The sequence below is a fragment of the Bacillus sp. DX4.1 genome (assembly GCF_030348195.1).
Lineage (GTDB): Bacteria > Bacillota > Bacilli > Bacillales > Bacillaceae_G > Bacillus_A.
The window spans coordinates 2,375,882-2,394,839 of sequence record NZ_JAUCFT010000008.1; the positions used below are offsets into that span (position 1 = coordinate 2,375,882).

Annotated in this window: 27 protein-coding genes and 1 pseudogene; 23 read left to right on the plus strand and 5 right to left on the minus strand. The window is 36.5% G+C overall.

Annotated elements, in window-relative coordinates; all coding sequences use genetic code 11:
• Positions 1-318: 318 nt before the first annotated feature.
• From QUF99_RS15010 to QUF99_RS15025, 4 genes and pseudogenes are all read left to right on the plus strand, one after another.
• Entirely contained in the window at positions 319-2,034 is a 1,716-nt protein-coding gene (locus tag QUF99_RS15010; RefSeq protein WP_289371037.1) for a hypothetical protein, read from the plus strand.
• On the plus strand, positions 2,000-2,332 hold the full coding sequence (locus tag QUF99_RS15015) for a hypothetical protein (RefSeq protein WP_289371038.1): 333 nt from the start codon (positions 2,000-2,002) through the stop codon (positions 2,330-2,332). Before QUF99_RS15010 ends, QUF99_RS15015 begins: the two co-directional genes overlap by 35 nt.
• A 77-nt stretch (positions 2,333-2,409) precedes the next feature.
• Positions 2,410-3,557: pseudogene (locus QUF99_RS15020) on the plus strand (site-specific integrase).
• Positions 3,558-3,776: 219 nt separating this feature from the next.
• Positions 3,777-4,025, plus strand: a complete 249-nt coding sequence (locus QUF99_RS15025; protein WP_289371039.1) for a hypothetical protein — start codon at positions 3,777-3,779, stop codon at positions 4,023-4,025.
• 68 nt (positions 4,026-4,093) lie between these two features.
• Here the strand turns inward: QUF99_RS15025 and QUF99_RS15030 are convergent, their stop codons facing one another.
• From QUF99_RS15030 to QUF99_RS15040, 3 genes are read right to left on the minus strand one after another with little or no spacing between them, the layout of a single operon-like run.
• Positions 4,094-4,351, minus strand: a complete 258-nt coding sequence (locus QUF99_RS15030) for a hypothetical protein (protein WP_289371040.1) — start codon at positions 4,349-4,351, stop codon at positions 4,094-4,096.
• A 33-nt stretch (positions 4,352-4,384) separates the two neighbouring features.
• Positions 4,385-4,642 (minus strand): hypothetical protein, encoded by a 258-nt coding sequence (locus QUF99_RS15035; protein WP_289371041.1) that lies wholly within the window; start codon positions 4,640-4,642, stop codon positions 4,385-4,387.
• A 41-nt stretch (positions 4,643-4,683) separates the two neighbouring features.
• Positions 4,684-4,956 (minus strand): hypothetical protein, encoded by a 273-nt coding sequence (locus tag QUF99_RS15040; protein ID WP_289371042.1) that lies wholly within the window; start codon positions 4,954-4,956, stop codon positions 4,684-4,686.
• 580 nt (positions 4,957-5,536) lie between these two features.
• Between QUF99_RS15040 and QUF99_RS15045 the strand changes: the two genes are divergently transcribed.
• Complete coding sequence (locus QUF99_RS15045; protein ID WP_289371044.1) at positions 5,537-5,902, plus strand: hypothetical protein; 366 nt, start codon at positions 5,537-5,539, stop codon at positions 5,900-5,902.
• 50 nt (positions 5,903-5,952) lie between these two features.
• On the opposite strand, the gene QUF99_RS15050 is transcribed toward QUF99_RS15045, so the two are convergent.
• Together QUF99_RS15050 and QUF99_RS15055 are read right to left on the minus strand one after the other, a co-directional pair.
• A complete protein-coding gene (locus QUF99_RS15050) occupies positions 5,953-6,420 on the minus strand; it encodes a stress protein (RefSeq protein ID WP_289371046.1) in 468 nt (155 codons plus the stop codon).
• 204 nt (positions 6,421-6,624) lie between these two features.
• Positions 6,625-6,855 (minus strand): helix-turn-helix domain-containing protein, encoded by a 231-nt coding sequence (locus QUF99_RS15055; RefSeq protein ID WP_289371047.1) that lies wholly within the window; start codon positions 6,853-6,855, stop codon positions 6,625-6,627.
• 134 nt (positions 6,856-6,989) lie between these two features.
• Between QUF99_RS15055 and QUF99_RS15060 the strand changes: the two genes are divergently transcribed.
• From QUF99_RS15060 to terL, 18 genes are all read left to right on the plus strand, one after another.
• The gene (locus QUF99_RS15060; RefSeq protein ID WP_289371048.1) at positions 6,990-7,295 is read left to right on the plus strand and encodes a hypothetical protein; all 306 of its coding nucleotides are present in this window, start codon (positions 6,990-6,992) and stop codon (positions 7,293-7,295) included.
• A 20-nt stretch (positions 7,296-7,315) separates the two neighbouring features.
• Complete coding sequence (locus QUF99_RS15065) at positions 7,316-7,681, plus strand: hypothetical protein (protein WP_289374793.1); 366 nt, start codon at positions 7,316-7,318, stop codon at positions 7,679-7,681.
• Positions 7,682-7,918: 237 nt separating this feature from the next.
• A complete protein-coding gene (locus tag QUF99_RS15070; protein WP_289371049.1) occupies positions 7,919-8,215 on the plus strand; it encodes a hypothetical protein in 297 nt (98 codons plus the stop codon).
• A 698-nt stretch (positions 8,216-8,913) separates the two neighbouring features.
• Entirely contained in the window at positions 8,914-9,243 is a 330-nt protein-coding gene (locus QUF99_RS15075; protein ID WP_289371050.1) for a helix-turn-helix domain-containing protein, read from the plus strand.
• Positions 9,240-9,611 (plus strand): helix-turn-helix domain-containing protein, encoded by a 372-nt coding sequence (locus tag QUF99_RS28545; protein ID WP_353958401.1) that lies wholly within the window; start codon positions 9,240-9,242, stop codon positions 9,609-9,611. Before QUF99_RS15075 ends, QUF99_RS28545 begins: the two co-directional genes overlap by 4 nt.
• A gap of 264 nt (positions 9,612-9,875) precedes the next feature.
• Entirely contained in the window at positions 9,876-10,670 is a 795-nt protein-coding gene (locus tag QUF99_RS15080; RefSeq protein WP_289371051.1) for a DUF3102 domain-containing protein, read from the plus strand.
• A gap of 15 nt (positions 10,671-10,685) precedes the next feature.
• Positions 10,686-11,189 (plus strand): hypothetical protein, encoded by a 504-nt coding sequence (locus QUF99_RS15085; RefSeq protein ID WP_289371053.1) that lies wholly within the window; start codon positions 10,686-10,688, stop codon positions 11,187-11,189.
• A 96-nt stretch (positions 11,190-11,285) separates the two neighbouring features.
• Positions 11,286-11,453: a hypothetical protein gene (locus QUF99_RS15090; RefSeq protein ID WP_289371054.1), complete on the plus strand. Its 168-nt coding sequence runs from the start codon at positions 11,286-11,288 to the stop codon at positions 11,451-11,453.
• A 429-nt stretch (positions 11,454-11,882) separates the two neighbouring features.
• Entirely contained in the window at positions 11,883-12,002 is a 120-nt protein-coding gene (gene fbpA / locus QUF99_RS15095; RefSeq protein WP_289371056.1) for a Fur-regulated basic protein FbpA, read from the plus strand.
• 146 nt (positions 12,003-12,148) lie between these two features.
• Entirely contained in the window at positions 12,149-12,913 is a 765-nt protein-coding gene (locus QUF99_RS15100) for a phage antirepressor (RefSeq protein ID WP_289371057.1), read from the plus strand.
• Positions 12,914-12,994: 81 nt separating this feature from the next.
• A complete protein-coding gene (locus QUF99_RS15105; RefSeq protein WP_289371059.1) occupies positions 12,995-13,498 on the plus strand; it encodes a hypothetical protein in 504 nt (167 codons plus the stop codon).
• 446 nt (positions 13,499-13,944) lie between these two features.
• Positions 13,945-14,277: a hypothetical protein gene (locus tag QUF99_RS15110; protein ID WP_289371060.1), complete on the plus strand. Its 333-nt coding sequence runs from the start codon at positions 13,945-13,947 to the stop codon at positions 14,275-14,277.
• A gap of 64 nt (positions 14,278-14,341) precedes the next feature.
• Positions 14,342-14,626, plus strand: a complete 285-nt coding sequence (locus tag QUF99_RS15115; protein ID WP_289371061.1) for a hypothetical protein — start codon at positions 14,342-14,344, stop codon at positions 14,624-14,626.
• 2 nt (positions 14,627-14,628) lie between these two features.
• On the plus strand, positions 14,629-14,814 hold the full coding sequence (locus tag QUF99_RS15120) for a hypothetical protein (protein ID WP_289371062.1): 186 nt from the start codon (positions 14,629-14,631) through the stop codon (positions 14,812-14,814).
• Between the two features lie 52 nt (positions 14,815-14,866).
• Positions 14,867-15,352, plus strand: coding sequence for a hypothetical protein (locus QUF99_RS15125; protein ID WP_289371063.1), 486 nt, complete (start codon positions 14,867-14,869; stop codon positions 15,350-15,352).
• 719 nt (positions 15,353-16,071) lie between these two features.
• Positions 16,072-16,635: a recombinase family protein gene (locus QUF99_RS15130; RefSeq protein WP_289371064.1), complete on the plus strand. Its 564-nt coding sequence runs from the start codon at positions 16,072-16,074 to the stop codon at positions 16,633-16,635.
• Between the two features lie 125 nt (positions 16,636-16,760).
• Positions 16,761-17,240, plus strand: a complete 480-nt coding sequence (locus QUF99_RS15135) for a phBC6A51 family helix-turn-helix protein (protein ID WP_289371065.1) — start codon at positions 16,761-16,763, stop codon at positions 17,238-17,240.
• Positions 17,240-18,946: a phage terminase large subunit gene (terL, locus tag QUF99_RS15140; protein ID WP_289371066.1), complete on the plus strand. Its 1,707-nt coding sequence runs from the start codon at positions 17,240-17,242 to the stop codon at positions 18,944-18,946. Before QUF99_RS15135 ends, terL begins: the two co-directional genes overlap by 1 nt.
• The last annotated feature ends 12 nt before the right edge of the window (positions 18,947-18,958 follow it).

Genomic DNA, 18,958 nt, shown 5'->3' on the forward strand with positions numbered 1-18,958 from the left:
ATTGCGGTCTTTTTTGATTACATCAGCTTATATGGACAAACGACAAAATAAGACTTAAAATAAAAAATACAATATTATCCTAATTAAATAATATGATAGATTCTAGGTGAACATTGGATTTGAATATCAGATCAAGTGTTTTTCTATAAAGAGAGAGAGGGATATAAACTGGGGAAGTATCAAAAAATAAAGCGCAAGATGAGAGACATAAAAAACTTTTTCCGAAAAGTATATTTTAAGGTAGAAGGGAAGATAAGATACCCAATAACCTATTCTTTGTTTACCTTTGTCAGGTATATAGAAATAGGAATAGTCTTATTGATAATTTTGACATTGTTACAAAAAATTAGGATTTTGAATTGGGGATGGTTAGAGGGGATTTTGAGTCCAATCCCTACTATATCTGATGAAACACTAAATCGACAATTTTTGTTTTCACAAATAAGTACCACCTTTCTTATTTTGTCTTTGTTTTCATTAATAACAAATTTAAAAAAAGAAAAAGTTTTTGGAATTTCTATTTATAAAATTGCCTTTGCTAAGTCTGTTTTAGGGAATATTATATTTATAAGTATTTCTGTGTTTTGCCTTTTGTTTACTAATATTTGGATATATATTACCGACAGTTCTTCTAGTATAATTTTTTATGTGTTTCTAATAACTTTGTTTTTGTTAACTTTGTTTGTTATCAAAATTATTCTTTATTCCAATAGCCAAACGTTAAGTGTTAATAAGGTTGCTAGTATGTATTACACGGAAAATATAAAGATAGTACGTAAACCGAGAATAAAGATAGGGGCACAGGGGGATTTTTCAGAGTATCTATTTGATTTAAATGAAGATGCTATAGAAAAAATTCTAAAGGGAGATATAGAATATCGAAGGAATTTTTACATATACGAGAGAATAGCGAATTTATCGTTGGTAAATTATAAAAATAAAGTTCAAGAAAATTATACTGAAATTTCAAGCAAACCTGATATCATATTAATGTGGGTTTCAGCTATTGAAGAGTTGGTTAAAAATGAGCTATATACAGAAGCCCTTACTCAATACAATAGAATGATTAGTTTGTTCGTTATACACGAAGTTTATTTATCTTCATTTCGAATCAACAAATTTCTAGAACAAATATTGATAAGTATTTCTGCGACAGATAGTAAAGTAATCATTGAACAGAATGAAGAATTAATATTAAATTCCATAGAAGTTACAATGAAATATGGTTACTTCGGATTTAACAATGATTTCTCCTACACACGATTAGGAAAAACGAGAAACTTGCTTTATTTACAACCTTTATACGGTAATTTTATGTTGGATTGTTATAACCTGATTGATAAAAATAAAAATTTTAATGACTTAGAAAAATCAAGAAAAATTTATGAGTATTTCGAAGAACTTAGAATGATGCCGTGGAGTATAACAAAATATATAACAGTTGAGATAAAATATTTAGAAGTGAGTAGAGAGCTTAAAAAATATAATGAAGATGTATATTTAGCAGGGATTCCACTAAGTAATTTGTTGCTATTATTGATACAGGAAGATAAGAAAGGGAGATTACTGTATTTTTTAAATGATTATAGAGATAATTCGATATACCTGGCTTGTTTGATAGTTGCTTCTAAGTTGGCAACCTTATATGTAAGAACTAAGGACGATGAGAGAGAGAAAAAACTTATCGGAGAATATTTAGTATGGGTATTGTCTAAGATAGTCGAATTAGACGAGCAGAAAATAAAATATTATTGTTACATTATAAAGCGGACAATGGGGATAGGAACGACTAACTTATATAGTGAAGTTTACTTAACAACGAGAAATGAAGAAATTTTAAACAGCGTTAAACAAACTATTATGCTTAAGAAGAAAGGAATTGATGTGGAGGATATAGTTTTTTCTAATCAGGAGTTGAGTGAAATAGTAAAGCTATTTTTCGCTAAATATGATAAAAATCTTTTGAAAGATAAACAAGTGGAAGCAGATCAGAAAATTAATGAAAAATTTGGTTTGTTGGTCAATTTATTATAGTCCACGTATGTTTATCTATCGTTTAACTACTCATTTTTATACGTTCTGTATCCTATTAAATGACGTCCATCAAGGGCGTCTTTTTACGTACTATAATCGAAGAGAAGACGATAATATGGTATGTAACTACGCGATTGAAATTAAGGATAATTTGGAAGATAAAACGTATTTACTTTGCGAAGAAGGTAAATACGAAGTATTAACGTTCGCTACATACGAAGAAGCAGGCGATTACAATTACGAATTTGAAGATGCATTATCCGACGCCCCTAATATAGAGGCGTTTTATTTTGCGTAAAAAGGAGGACCTGGTCTTTTCTCTAAGAGGAAAAAACGGTAAAATAATGCGAAAGTAATATAGGGGAGGGATATTAGATGGGACGTAGACAGACGAATGGTACAGTAAGTAAAGATAAAGAAACAGGTAAATGGATGTTTGTTTTCAATATCGCAAAAGATTCAATAACGGGGAAGCGAAGGCAAATACGGCGCAGGGGATTTAAAACAAAACGAGAGGCACACGATGCCTTGTTAAAATTAAAAGCGGAAATGTTAGGCGGTGAGCATTCAGATTTATCGAAACTATCGTACGCTACATTTGTTGAAGAGTGGATGAAAGAGCGATCGTTTTACTTACAAGAGTCCACTTTTGAAATACATAAAATGTACTTAGAGAACGTGATTAAACCGAGGATAGGTCATTTTCAATTGCGGCAGATTGAACCAATACATATGCAAAAGTTTGTTAATGACTTAGTTATCGATATAGGTTACGCGCCAACTACAGTTCATCTTATTTATAGAGTGATAAGTGCTTCGTTGAAAAAAGCTAAAGTTTTAAAACTAATTAACGAGAATCCTACGATAGGAATTACATTACCGAAGATAAGAAAATCGGAAATAAATATATGGACGTCAGAGCAAGTGAATCATTTTCTAAGCGAGGGGAAAAGTGTTTACCGGCCTACTCGTTTTTATATAGCCTGTGTAATTGCGGTTCTAACAGGTATGCGACAAGGTGAGATCATGGGTTTGCGATGGAGCGATATCGATTTTAATGAACGAATTATTTACATAAGGCAAACGTTAACTCAAGCGGGAGAAATTAAAGTAGGCGCTAAAAACAATGCGAGTATACGCAATGTACATATTCCGGTGAAATTAATCGAAGAGTTAAAGTTACACTATGAAACGATAATGAAAGAACGTCAGTATTACGGTAAAAACTACGATGGTCACGATTTAGTAATATGTGCACGTAAAGGTAATCCGTTGATACCGAGGAATTGCCGTAGAGAATTCTACCAATTAACGGAGAAACTCGGCTTACCTAAAATCCGTTTCCACGACCTACGTCACACACACACGCGACTATGTTGATACAGCAGAACGTCAATGTAAAGCTGATATCAGAACGATTAGGGCATACGGATATACAGACGACGCTTAATACGTATAGTCATGTGCTTCCGACTATGCAGCGGTCGGTGGCGGATAAATTGGACGAGATTTTTGGAGAATAGGAGAGTACGGAGTGATTGAACGGAAAGAAACGATCCGTACAGAAGGTAAATTACGGGGCGGAATAATCGTTGCTTGCTCCCGTATATTTAGAAGTCGAATAATATTCCACGATGGGGTTCATTACGTATAAGTGACTGAGCGAGCAATTTAGTAGTATTTACGATAAATGCTATAATTAACGCATACATATAAATCTATTTAAACGCGAGGTATCTGCCATGAATAACCAAGAAATCGCCCATATCAGAAAGTTGTACGAAGAATTTGAAGCTAAATGTAACGATGAAAACGTAAAAGTAGTAGAATTGACGCTGTTAGCGACTACTTTAGCGAAACATGTACCTAATTTATTAGCTCAATTAGAAGCAAGTCAAGAACTGTTACAAATGACGATTGATACTTTTCCAGATGTTAAAAAGGGCTATGGCCAGATCATCGAGCATTTCGAAGGAAAAAATAAAGCATAGAAATAGCCACCATCCGTATATTACTCGTCCTTCTGCGTCGTAATATACGGATGGTGCTTCTCTCGTAATCATTTGTATAAATTAAGTGCCCTAAGAATGTCTTCCTTTTTTAAAATTAATTCGCACAACTTTCTTTCCTTACCGTCTATATTCTCAGTCATTACATCTACTGGAATTAACTCTAAATCTTCAACAATATCATGGAACTGTAACCACCTATTAGATACTTCACACTCTACATAGCCTTCCCCACGCTCATTAATTCTTCTCTGCTTCCTACTAATTGGTATACGTATCACTTTTTCTTCTGTATTATCTGACTTCACGATTTCATAACTCCTTTGTATGAAATATTCACCTTATTTTACTTCATTAATAATTTTTTCTAATTTAGATAAAGACGCTTCTAATTCACGGATACGTTTGTTTAATCGTTCAATTGTTTCTGTATCTTCTATTCTAAAATTTACTTTCACACCGTTTTCCAGGCCTCGCTGAATAAGACGTTTTACATATGTAGAGAAGGCACTATGCTTCATTGCATGATTAAGGTATTGCATTTCAATCTTATCTGCTTTGGAAAAAGCAACAGATTTAACGATTTTATTACTAGACATGGGTTCCCTCCATCTTTAAAACTTATTTATATCTTCAAATTTTAAAATCCTATGTATTCAAATGGTTCCACTTTTAAGTAAACAATCTCATTTACCTTAACGGCCTCATTACCAACTAACAGAAACTCATCTTTATTTACTTCGTTTTCTATAAATGTAACTAATTCTTTTTGAATTTGTTCTTCTATATTAGAATCTATTAAATCAATATGGGATTTTAATTCAATGTTTCTTTTGCTATGTATATAGATGTAATATTGGATCTTCGGATTATCCGCTTGTTTGAATGATATTATATCTGCTAACTTTTTCATTTTACATACCCCTTTATATAAATATAGTTTTTATTAATTGCTTCATTTGTATCTAGGTTTAAGAATATACATTTATATTATTACATAATTATACCATGTGAGTAATATACAGGAAAGAGAGCCTTCCAGACAAATGTCCTTTCGGTCCTCCTCTACATTGTAGACTTTTATAGCTTGCATCCTCGTAAACTCTCGCTAAATAGAATGACGTTATACGGTTATCAGCCGACCGCTTGTGACGGACATCCACTTGTCGAAAACATGCGCACAGTATTTTTTATACACGGGGCTTGAAATCGCCAGTATATTCGTTGTGTTTCCCACGTTCTACTCCTTCCCTATGTATTACTACTATTCCGCATACATACCGCTAAATTCCTAGACAATTCCCTCAAAAAATAGCCTTAAAATGGATGTTAGCGCTTCGGAAAGGTTCAGTTTAGGCCGCATATTCCTTATTCGTGGACGCTAATTCGTAAATTCATAACGAAAATTCACCCTAGCTTTACACCACGTTAATATTTCGATGTTAAAATTTTACACGTAGTAACTAAATTAACGTAAAGGGGACGAAGCAAAAATGGTACAGGCACAGTCAAACTTATACGAAATTTCGATGTCGGGCGGTCAAGAGTTAATGTGGTACCATGCGGACGTAAAGCGAGGCAATAACGTATTTATCTTCGAAATCTATCAAGCAAGCGATACGGTGTCAGTGTTCTTTGTCGATAAAGGTGAACGACTACTATCAATTGCAAGTACCGAAGAGATGATGACAATGCTAGCGTTCGACGAGGACAAGCGACGGTATAGAAACATCGTAAAAGATGCGGAGTGGGTATTACTCGATGGCATTGCTTCACAACGAGGAATGACGAAGGAAGAGGAATCGGCGTTTCTTTACTTGAAGGAGAACGTATTAGAAGAAATGGCAGCGAGTTTATAGGTATAAAAGCGTAAACTAAAACCGCCCTTGTAGGCGGCTTCTTTTTTCGTTTATTTCACTAGTTTATCCATTACGTCTTTATATTTTACGAACTCCTCGTCCTTCATATCGCCGTTCATTTGTAACAGGAAGTTACCTTTTGCGTATGTATGCGAAAAGAACATCGGACCAGAGTTCCCTAATTTATCGTAGTATTTCTTCGCTTTTTCTAACTCTTCTTTTTTAGTAAATTCGTATAGTCTACCGCCTTTATCTTCGCCAAGTGCTGGTATCACGATACGCTTACCTTCCTTACGGATGTTACCGAACTCTTTTTGCGGTAGATCAGTAGGATTTTCGGCTTGTAACCCTGCGTTCTTAAATTCGGTAATAAGTGAATCTACTGTTATCTTCGTTTCTTTCTTTTCTTTTTTGGCTTCTTGTTTAGGCTCAGCGGATGATTTTTCGCCACCATTACCGCACGCAGCTAAAGAAGCGAGAGATAAACATAACGCCCCAACAATTAATGTCTTTTTCAAATTGACCCCTCCCTAAAATACATTACGCATTTAATTATAACAATAAATGTCTATATTTACCTGGGAATATTCGGTGTTTTTCACGGAGTTAGTTTAGGTAAGGTATTTAGATTACTTCGTAAATGCGAAACTGATTACGCTGATTCTTCTCTCGAAAATTGACCGTAGAATGCACGTTATCACCGTAAATAAAAAAGAACGCCATTATTCAGCGTCCTGTTGATCCGTTTCCTCTAAAATTATGAGTTCGTTAATATCTACTATACGTAATTCAGCGACGATTTTCTCGATAGCCTTTATAGGTAGTTGTTTACTTTTATTGTGGTAAAGGTCATGGATAGTTGCCGCTCTAATTCCAGTAGCTTCTGAAAGTTCCTTTTGTGTCAGTCCTCGTTTCTCTAGTTGTTCCTTTAGTAATACCTTAATTCCCATCATTTGAAAAACTCCTTTTTATTTTAAGTATAAATTAAATTACGAAAATCGTAAAATAACACTTGTAAATTACGAAAATCGGAATTATACTAAGGTTGTGATTACGAAAATCGGAATTATAAAAGGGGATAAACGAAATGAACTTAAAAAATGTTGAACAAGTAAACGTAAAAATCGTACTAGAAGCCGGCAACGGTACAACTGTCGAATGCATCGAAAAAGGCGTAAAAATTAGCAATTCATTAATTCTAAGCGTATATGAAAACGGCGTTGCACTCAACGAATTTCATCATGATCAAACAGGCAGTATCGTACTAGACGATGAAATCCTGGACTTACAAGGCGTAGTAAATGACTCCTCAATTGACCTTGAAGAAATCGGTAACATGAGCGCTCTAGGCTTCTTGTTAAAAATCGCAGCTATCAAACGGGACTTACATTAATTCGAAAGGGGATAACGAAAATGAGATATTCACCAAGTGTTATACAAATGCAGGGGTTACCGGTTAAATTGCAATCGGCAATTACAAACGAATTCATTGATGAACCAATTACCGCATTTAACGTGAGAAAATCGCATTCTATATATACGGCAGTGATTGAAACTAAAAATTGGCGAAATACTATCGAATTTGACGGTAGGGCAAACGAAGTAAAACAAAGAGACATTGAACCACTTGGCAAGTGCGTTGATTTCTACATCGTTTTTACAAAGCTAGATGATTTCTTCGGATTAGGTAGCGTATCGGACCGCAGATGGTTCTTCGGAACATTCGTTATTGGTTTTACGTTATTTCTTATTAATATGTTTATTGCATTCGTACTGTAATCGGAAGAGAGCAGTAACGAAGGATAAGCTGGCGCCTTATCTAGTGAGTTCAAAATAGTTTGATTAGAAACAAAAGGTAAAACGTTGCGTTCGCGCGCTTTAGGCAGGCGTGTGAGCCTCGTTTTGAAATGATGACACGAGGTGGTATGAAGCCGTATGTGTTGGCAGCACTTACGTTTGTGTACTATTTCGGCACAAGCTCATCGGCCTATTAAATTAAGGGGGAGGAAACGAATTATGGAATTAAAAGCAGGCGATGTATTTCGCATGGAAAGACGATTTCCAATCGATGATCGGTACGAAACTTGTACGTTAGAGGGCATGATGCTAAACGATGAACTGTTCTTAACGGCAGAGGACTACATTATAGGCGTATATGACCTTCAAACGTTTTTAGAAACGAAAGACTTGAGTGATAACTATTTGCAGATTCACGTTTTTAGTAAGCGTCCATTATCTATTAAAGATGTCAGTCAGTTTAAGGACGAAAGTTTAATTGATTTCCTATTATATTACGTGAAACAGAATAATTAATTGAAGTGAGCATCGTTTTTGGCGGACGGTGTTCTTTTTTTTGTTTTTTTTTTTCATGAACTTGTCGTTTTTGAGACCTGGGCGACGCTATTTAAAGTAGAGAGATAATTTTTCTGTAAAGTGTCCGATTTAATATGTGAGCAGCATTATATAAGTGAGGACATAAAAAGTTTCTGTAAACATGTCGTTTTTGATACTTCTTCGGAACTATTACAAGTGAGGAGGTAATTTTTTACGGAAAAAGTGTCGTTTTCTAATAAAATTCACCATTATTTAAGTGAAGGCGTTAAAAGTTTCATTGAAAAGTGTGCGAAAAGGAAAACTGATGCATTACATATAGCATGGGACGAAAAAATTTTGCGGAAAAGTGCGCGGTTTTCCAATCTCACGCATCATACATAGTAGGAACGAAAAAAAATTGCGAAATATGTGCGCGAGTTTGACAGCTCGTGCGACTTAGTAAGTGTGAGCGAAAAAAAATTTCGAGATTTCTGCGCGAAAAGGGAAAGTCATGCGTCCTATATAGTAGGGGGTTAAAAAGTCATAAAAAAATTTGCGGAAAAAGTGCGCGAGGTTACAATGTGACACGTCAAACGTTGTGTAAGACGAAAATATTTTAAAAAGTTTCCGCAAAAGTGTCGTTTTTGAAAGGTTAGCGGCATTATGTAAGTGAAGGCGTTATTCCAGGAGGTGTTACCTTGTTACATTTCAAAGTAGTAATCGATGATACTCGTCATATAACGAAGCCAATCGATAAATTAATCTATACGATTTTATATACCGGTACAAGCAACGATACAAACTCACTTAGTCCAAGCGTATCTGAAATCGCAGAGAAAGCGAGATGCTCCGAACGTACGGTACGCAGATCCCTACGAACATTACAATCTCTTAAACTTATCGATATTAAACCACGCTTTGATAATTACGGGCAGTCTACGAATCTCTATACGATACTAGACATTCCGAATTATTTCATAGACGGGTTGCCAAATCGTAATAAGGATTCAAAGGAGGGCGTAGCATGAGCGACAATAGAGACCGCGTAGTTAACCTTAATAGCCGAAAATACGTAAATATCGATTACGGCGTATTGCATGATACGAAAGTCTTCAGAAAGGTCTACGAGAAAATAGTCTACGTCATTCTATGTAAATACGCAGACTATGAAACGAAAACTTCGTATCCAAGCGTAAGTCGAATCGCTAAAGAGTGTATGTGCTCGGAAAATACGGTTAGGACAGCGATTAGGAAATTGGAAGAGTTACGGTTAGTGAAAGTGGAAAAACGCGTCAGAGACGACGGTAAGGGGCAGACATCGAATCTGTATACGTTGTTACCAATACCGGAGGAGTTCCCGAAATTATACCGCCCATCGATGCTTATAGAGGACTAAACTCATGACATGAAGGGGGACTACTTCAAGCTATGAAGAGGGGTACTTCATGAGCTGAAGACGAATTACTAGTTACTTATATATCAGTTATTTTATATATCAATTGTAAGACCAAAACCTTGAAGTCTATTTCTAACAAAATATCCTTCCGTCATTAATATATCGACGGTAATCTCTTATAAAAAGAGCGCCGCTAATAGATGATGAGATACAACGAGCGGTAGCGAAGTTGTAAGGTTTTAGATAAATAAGGAGGTGTTATTAATGAGTAATAATTTAGTAGAGTTATCCAACGATATTAATGTAATCACCGCAGAAATAAACACATACCAGCAAGTAGCGGGCGAAGCTATTTTCGAAATAGGTAGAAGGTTAAAGCACGTTAGAGAAACGATCTTTACAGAAATTGGGCATTTGTCAGGGGAGTGGTCTCGGTGGTGTGAGCGCGTAAATTTAGATGTGACAACAGCGAAGCGTTTTATACGTATTTATGAAGAGCTAAACGGAAAGCGTGACACGTGTCACGGGTTGAGTATGCGTGTTTTATATGAAATTTCAACTATAAAGCCTGAACAACGAGATAAACCGCACACAATCCCATCAACCGGAGTTACAAAAACGGTAGATGAAATGACGGTACGTGAATTACGCGAAGTAAAAAAAGCACTACGCCAAGCAAACGAAGATAAACAAGTTCTCGGTCAACTATTAACGGAAGAACGCAACAAACAACCGGAAGTCGAATACGTTATTGATCCCGCTACTGAAACGAAATTAAAACGGTATGAGGAGTTATTCGGCGACCAAGGTATTTATGACGGTGACACAACTAGAGTAACGGATGGGGACGCAATTACTTATGCGGTATTTGAATTTTCGGAAGATATGCGAAAGGTAATTGAAAAATACAGTTATTTAACTAACTATGCACACGAATTTAATCAAATGATTGACGAAGGTAAGGAAAAGTACATGCAGTCTATACACGCGATGTTCTCTTTTCTTAATTCGATAGAACGAAATATTAACAGCCAAGACGCTGTGATAATAAACGGATAATAGGGGGAATTAACTATGTTAAGTATGAGAGTCGAAGGCAACAGTATAATTTACGTTTTTGAGAAAGAGTTGGCGGAACAAGCAAAACAATTATACCCATTAGTAGCAGCAAAAATACTAAATGTTTCTCCAAGTGACTTCGGATTTATAGGGACGGAAAAACAAAATAAGAAACCAACTAAAACATTAGATAGTATTCAGAAAAAAGTAGGAGGAAAAGAAGTCAAGCTTACGTTAAATACTCCTCGAACGTCAAGAGTAGGTATAGAGGATTTATATCGACAAAAAGAAGAGATAAGAAGTTTAGTTGCAGAGATGTGCTCTAGATACGGATTGCAATACGGGAATGCGTGGAAGAAGGCTTATAGGATATTACGTTTAGAAGATGGGTATGACGTGAAAAAACTAGGTGAATGTAGATTAACAGGTAAAGATAGTAAATCATTATTAGCTCGGGTTTTACTTGATGGAAAAGGTAACCGATTGATTCAGTTACTTTCGGATGTTGTAGATAGATGATTACTCAATAAATAACCTCGATTGGTATAGGCAGTCAATCGAAAAAGGGTAACAATTTATATAAATAAAACGAATTAATAAACGGAGGTGTCTACGATGAAAGATATAACGGCAGGTAGATTACAGCGACTTCTAGCGAATCTCAACAAGGAGATAGCACCGTTAGAAGCGGTATTTAACGAAGTCGACCGTAAGTATCATATCAGAAAACTAGACGGAGACTTCGAAGTGCTCGCGGATTGTATCGTCAGCAAAAAGAAGTAGATAACGTAAGTCACTAACGTAAGTTCTACACTCAAATAACGAGATTATTGTCTAGGAATATACGGATGTAATTAGCGGTGAGTGTTATCGGTATGGCAAGCGTTATGTAGTGAAAAAGCATAGAAAAAAGAACCCCTGTAGCAACAGAGATTCATACGGGAAGAAAGTATATGTCTTGTGTGATTAGACATATCGAGTAATGTCGGCTCGATAAACAAATGATAACACGAATCTTCCGAAACTATTAGCGGTAAATGTACCCAAATAAGATAAGCCCTAGCTAGGTGTAAAGCTAGAGCCTGTGAGGTGTTAGAGTTTCGAATACATCCTTACTGCTACGATAACATACAGTTTTGAGAATTTTAATAAATAAATTTTACAAAATAATGAACGATTACAAACGCAATATTGAGGAGGACTAACAAACAAATGCAGCTACACGATTTATTACTGAAAGAAATCTACATCGAGGCGCTAATCCGGCGCAACGTATTCAAAACGGAAGACGGTCGTGACTTATGGCAGGCGTCTAACGAGGAATTACATTAATATGTCATTTCTAAAAGAGATTTATAACATAGGAAGAAAGAACCCACCCTGAATTGTCTTTTGAAACCGAATCGTTTCTTGGGTAAAAGTTTTTCTGAGGTAGTGATTTATAAAAAAGAACAATAAATTAAACTGGAGGCGTTAAAATGAATACTTTACAAGTATTTAGTAACGAAGAATTCGGACAAGTTCGTACAGTGATACGAGGTGAAGATGTTTGGTTCGTAGCGAAAGACGTTTGTGAAGCACTGGAAATCAGAAATACGACACAAGCGATGCAGAAGTTAGAAGAAGACGAGCGGGCTATGTTTAACATAGGGCGTCAAAGTAATATAAATATCATTAATGAAAGCGGCCTTTACACATTAATCATGACAAGCCGTAAACCACAAGCGAGAGTATTCAAAAAATGGGTAACAAGCGAAGTTCTCCCAACAATTCGCAAACACGGGGCATATATGACAGATCAAATACTGGAGCAAGCAGTAAGTAACCCAGACTTTGCAATCGGGCTTCTTACTAAATTAAAGGTAGAAAAAGAAAAGCTTACAGCGGTGCAACAACAACTTGTACAGCAACAACCGCTCGTTACGTTCGCAGAAGCGTGTATGCAATCAGATCAATCGTTGAAAGTTAGCGAAGTTGCAAAGCTAGCAACAAAGCAAGGAATCAAGATTGGCCAAAAACGATTATTCGAAAAAATTCGAGAATGGGGATTCATGTTTAAACAATCTACAGAGCCAACACAAAAAGGTGCAGAGAGAGGATTCTTTGAGGTAGTTCAAAGTGTTAAGCAAAGACCGGGTAAGGACCCATTCACATGGACAACAACTTACGTAACCCCAAAAGGACAAGCATACATTATTAATAGATTAATAGAGGATATGGATAAAGAGACTGTGACTACGTAAGTTCATTAATGTAGATGTATATAAGGAATTTAAATAAATGGAATTCGATGGATAATTATAATTGATAAAAGGAGTGGGCAAATGCAAATGTTAAATTACCGACAACCTGGCGATGGAGCAATCGAGTTTACCGAACAATTTACGGAGGGTTTGACGAGAGAACGTGCAGTACATGTAGTTAAACGTCTCTTAAAGGGAAAGTTACACGACAGAACGGACCAGCGAATTAAACGGTGTGCGTATTGTAAATATTACTACCGAGATAAGACGAGACCTAACAATAGTAATACCTGTTGCCGTGAATGTAAAATCGCATACGATACGATGAACAGAGCGAAGAAACGAAGTACTGTATCGAGACCGAAAAAGGAAACAAAACGTGACCAATACTACGTCTGGTGGCTTGAGTATCCGTTTTGGATTAAGGAGTACGAAATGATAAAGAAAGGATGGAAAACTGACGCTCCTTATTCGCCTGAAAAACTAGAGTTAATCAGAGCGGCAAAACGACGAGATGAAATGATGGGAGGCAAGCGGGAACCTAGACGGGCAGTACCGTATTCGGGTAGAGACGATGAAAGTTAGCTGCAGTGCTGAAGTATATAGGGAAGATAAATTTCCGAAAAAAAGTTGACTATAATACTAGCACAAAATGGTGTTTTAGACGCCTATAGTGTGGTAGAGAATTTTTTTCCGAATAACTACAAACTTATTATCAATTTTGTATCTGGATATATGAGAAGTATACTACTGATTTGACGGGTCTGACTTTCATCAAGAGTGGAAAATATGAAGAAATTTATCAAAAGTAGCGATAATTTATGTCTTTAGTTATCTATGCATTATAAGGAAGTCCAAATAAACAGTTTTATTATATAAATTTTATCGAAGACTACTGTATTTTACCCCTTTAGTTACCTATACCTTATAGAGGGGCATTTTACTTAATGTCTGTTTTTCAAGGGAAACGAATGAGACGGTTAAGCAATTATCACCGTCCACCCTTCGTATTTATTTTATTTTGAAAGGAATTGTTTATATTGCTAAAAGAGAAAATAACTTACAAGTATAGTAATGGAAATCACTATAACTGGGAAGTTACTAGTGGGTTATTTATTATTGCTAAGTCGCTGTATAAGAAGGTCAAATTTTATCCATTTGTATTTGATATTTATGGGGAAATTAATGAAATTGAGAATCACGCCATTGAAAGACTATGTGGTACGCACAGTAGGGCGAATGGGTGTATACTGGCTTACTATAACGATGAGATTAGTGTTGATGAACTATTAGACGTACTTACAGTACCTTCTGAATATGCAGACGAAGTTAGCGCACAGGAATTATTAAACAAATACAAATAACTATAGCAGGCGGACTAAAAAGTCCGTTTTTTATTTACTTTAATTTAACGGAGGTTTTAATTTAATGAAGTTTACAGAGCGAGAACGACATTTAACTAAGATGCTATTACTTATGGATAAATCATGCAGCAAGCTTTCGGACAAGTTAACTAGCTTATTTGGCGGTGATTCGTACGTATCTATTGAGTTAGTAAACGATGATTTTATCTTTGAAGCATTAGAGATAGGGACGTCTGATGCAGCGGTAAATATCGTAATGGACTACACAAATGGAAAACTAACATTAGATCAAGCTGTCGACGAAATCGAAGAGCTACTAACACAATTCGAAGAAGAGGACGTGATTTAACCATGAGTAAACAAAACGAATTTTTCTATTGCTATTCACCTGTGTTACACGTCTTCCTAAAGGAACGGGGACAACGGTATATATGTGCGGGACTTAATGAAAATACGTTACGTAAGTTCTGGCAGTATTACCGTACAGAGGAGTTAGATGGTCTGTTAACGGAATGGCAAGCGAATAAGCCTAAGTAATTTAACTTTACGTTTACTTTATGTTGAATACCTATAAGCGGAGGACGATATTATGGAAGAATTAACAAAACTACCTAGTGATAAACAAGCGTTACTAGACGTAAAGAATTACGAAGTGTACAACCGTGATGTAATACGTAAGGTATTTCCACGAATCATTAAAGATATACGTGAACTAAAACCGAAACTTAAGATAGGTGATATAATACCTTTCTATATCGTATTACTGACGTACATTGATGGTAATGTATATCGAAAAGATGGAACGCCTAACAATAGATTTGGCGCCTGTTTTCTAAGTCGGGATGCAATCGCTGATCATACGGGAATAGATAAGAAACGGCACGCATTTCTATCGAAAATATTAGAGGTTAACGGACTAATTACTACGAAATCCCATTACGAAGGTACGAATCGATACAAATGGTATTTTCCTTCGTTTTGTCCACAGGTTACAGACGAAGGTTATGTCGTTAACACTGACGGTGAAGTTATCGTACCTAATTATAGTGACGTTAAATTCCCTTCGTACCGATAACGGAACGACCGTAAGTACCGATAACGGAACGATGGATAGGTGCTATAACGGTACTGTAAAAATAGAAAGTAATAAAATAGCAAGTTGTAAAATAGAAACAAAAGACTAAGAGATTAAAACGTTAAAAAATATTCGGTAAGTATTCACAAACGTTCATACTTACCGGTAATCCTTTTCTTCGAAAAGAATTACTATCTTATATATTATCGACTAAATAAATATATAAAAGATACTCCGCTAAATAGTAATAAAGATAAAACATAAGTGTATTGGTGGGACGTTTACGGCGTATTCTCCGACGTCAATGTGAGGTAAAGACGCTTTCTACTTTATGGAGTATCTACGGTGTATTATTACATTTTCGGAAGTCATCGCAACATCAATGAATCATTGCCTATATAATAGAAAAAACTCGGTTGAGATACCGTTATCTAAGCGCAATTTACTGCCGATACACTACGTCATTTACCAGTCCGTCCGCTCATGGGACGTGCGCCTCGAAAACATCGGGTCTAACTTTTATTTGTAGACAATGATCTGGTAAATTGACGCTTATAAACCGTCTATAAAACGAAGGAATAAATGAACGATATTTTACTAGGTTATTTACCGCTTAAACATAGGTAAAACCGTTTATAAACTCGTCTATAAATTAAAGTTGACAATGACATACGTTTTGTATACTATTTAAGTAACGAATATAAAAAGGGGCGTTACTTATGAAAATAGGATATGCAAGGGTGTCGACGAAAGACCAACGTTTGGATTCACAGTTAGATAAGCTAAATGAAGCGGGTGTAGAACGTATATATCAAGAGAAAGAGTCAGGCGGTAAATGGGACAGAGTAGAGTTAGATCGTTGTTTAGACGCATTACGTGAAGGGGATACGCTAGTCGTCTATAAACTAGACCGATTAGCACGTAGCGCAAAACAGCTATATGAGATTGCGGATAGATTGAGTTCTATCGGCGTTGAGTTAGTTAGTATTAAAGAACAGATAGATACATCGACACCGATGGGACGTGCAATGTTTGGTATGATCGGAGTAATGGCGGAGCTAGAGCGCGATATGATAAGAGAGCGTACGGTAGCTGGGCTTGAGGCAGCACGAGCAAGAGGACGTAAAGGTGGACGCAAGCCAGCCGATCAAGGCAAGATACGTAAAGCATTAGCGTTATATGATAGTAAGCAATATAGTATCGCTGAGATAACGAAGGAAACAGGCGTTAAGAAAGCAACGATATACAAATATTTGAAAGAACGCAAGGAGTCGGATAAATAAACCGGCTCTTTTTTGCGTTTAAAAAGGGGCGCGGGCATATTTTTAATTATTTCGTACACCAAGTGCCCAACGATTTCTTACAAAATTTAAAACCTCAAGTCTATTAATCGAAAGGAGGACGTAAAATGAGTGATAAAAAACGGAGTCTTGAAGCGCAGTTAACCCGCGAGCAAGTAATGTCGGCTACATTATTATCGATAAATAAATTCTTACCAAAAGCCAGTACGTTTACTACACCCGGAGCATTAGAAGAAGCAAAAGAAAACGGACAAGTACGACTGTCCCTCGAAGAAATTGCCGAGCAATCGGGAATTAGTGTAAGACAGCTTTATACTTGGCGCCATCACGAGAGTAATTTCATTGATTACGTAAACTTACTATCGTCCGATGCATTTATGTCGCATTTACCTGACGTTATGCAAAAACACCTCGATATGATGCTAAAAGGGCAAGGGTCAATGAAGGGTATTGAGTTATTCTACAAATTCGGTGGCTTATTAGTCGATAAACAAGAAGTTAAAACGGAAAATGTAGATGGAAACTTGTCAATGGAAGATCGAATTAAACGTTTACGCGCTCGTACTCGTAATGAGGATATAGAGTAATGGCCTGGTTAAACGGAAAATGGTTAAATCGTAAAGAACGTGAACAGGCGATAGAAGATCGTTTACTACTTCGTCGAGAGTACGAGACCTTAGAAGTAAAAGGCGAGTTATTAGAGTTCGATTTAACTCAGTGGGAGATGCTAGAAGACGAATTAGAAAAATTACAGCGAGTACATGCCTGTGAGCACGACGTACTCCGTTTTACTTATGAATATTTCTCAACGGAAGGTAATCCTGTTAATGAATCTAACTTAATTCCTAAAGGACAGGCTTACGAAAATGCAGCCGACTTTCACGTCACTCTTTGTTCGTTACTGGACGATATCACCGAAGGAACGACGAAGAGTAACGTAGGATGGTCGGTAGGGAGACGCCATGCAAAAACAGCATATCTCTCTAACTCGTACCTATGCCACCAAGTCGTCTATCGATTACAGAAATATATCGTAGAGGTTTCGGAAACGACGGACGTAGCAGGCGATTTTATTAAATGGACGGTAAATCAACTGAAATTTAATGAAAAGCTACGTGAGGATTTCGGACCGTTGTTACACCCAAAACCATCAATGAATGAAGTCGATAATAAATACGAATTTATTACGTCCTTTGGTACGAAGGTCGAGGCGAAAGGTATCGGAACACAGATGCGTGGGTTACGTCATTTATCTGATCGTCCTGGCTTATTTATCCTCGACGATTTAGAAAGTGGCGAAAATACTAATACGCCTGAGTTACGAGCTAAGAACTTACATTGGTTCCGTTCTGAGATGCTTGAAGCATTAGGGTTCGGTGGTATTTGTGTTTACATGGGTACTATCGTTCACTACGATTCGTTACTAAACCACGTGTTAACTAAACGTAAGGATTTTATATCACGTAAGTTCCCGGCAATACTATCGTGGTCAGAACGTGAGGATTTATGGGAAGAATGGCGCAAGATATATAGCGCTGATGAAAAGGACGCAAAAGAGAAATCAGATGCGTTTTATGAAGCAAACAAAGACGAAATGTTACGCGGTACTAAAGTATTGTGGCCGCAAGCATACGACTATAAATACTTCATGGAAAAGCGAGAGACAATGGGGGCGAAAGCCTTCAACCAAGAGTATCTCGGAAATCCTGTCGATGAGGAATCTCAGGTATTCAAACTTGAAGATTTCACATACTGGACTGAAAGTGAACTAAAAGATAAAGAACTAGATTACTATTGCGGAATTGACTTCGCAATGGGTAAAGAAAAAGGGGACTATTCCGTAATCATGACCGTTGGGCGCTCACCTAACGGTATTTTTTATGTCATTGATGCTTTTATAGAGCGTGTACATCCTGACATTTTACTAAAAAAAGCGGTAGAAAAGTCGCTTGAATATCAATATTCAGGTATCGCAGTAGAGGCGCAACAAGCACAAGAATGGTTCGCCGATAAGTTATCTGAAGCGTTACGAAAAGCGGGTTATCCGGCTCTTACACGTATGAAGCAAATAAAACAAAGAACTCGTAAAGCATTACGTATTGAATCATTATTGCCGGATATCCAAGCCGGTCGTATCCGATTTAAACGAGATCAGCGTTTATTGTTAGAAATGCTCGAAATGTACCCAAACCATAATCATGATGACGGACCCGATGCTTTGCATATGGCGTTTTCAGCAGGAGGTTCACGTACTAAGCGTAAAGCTGGAAACGCAGGTAACTATCGATACTAAAGAAAGGAGGTA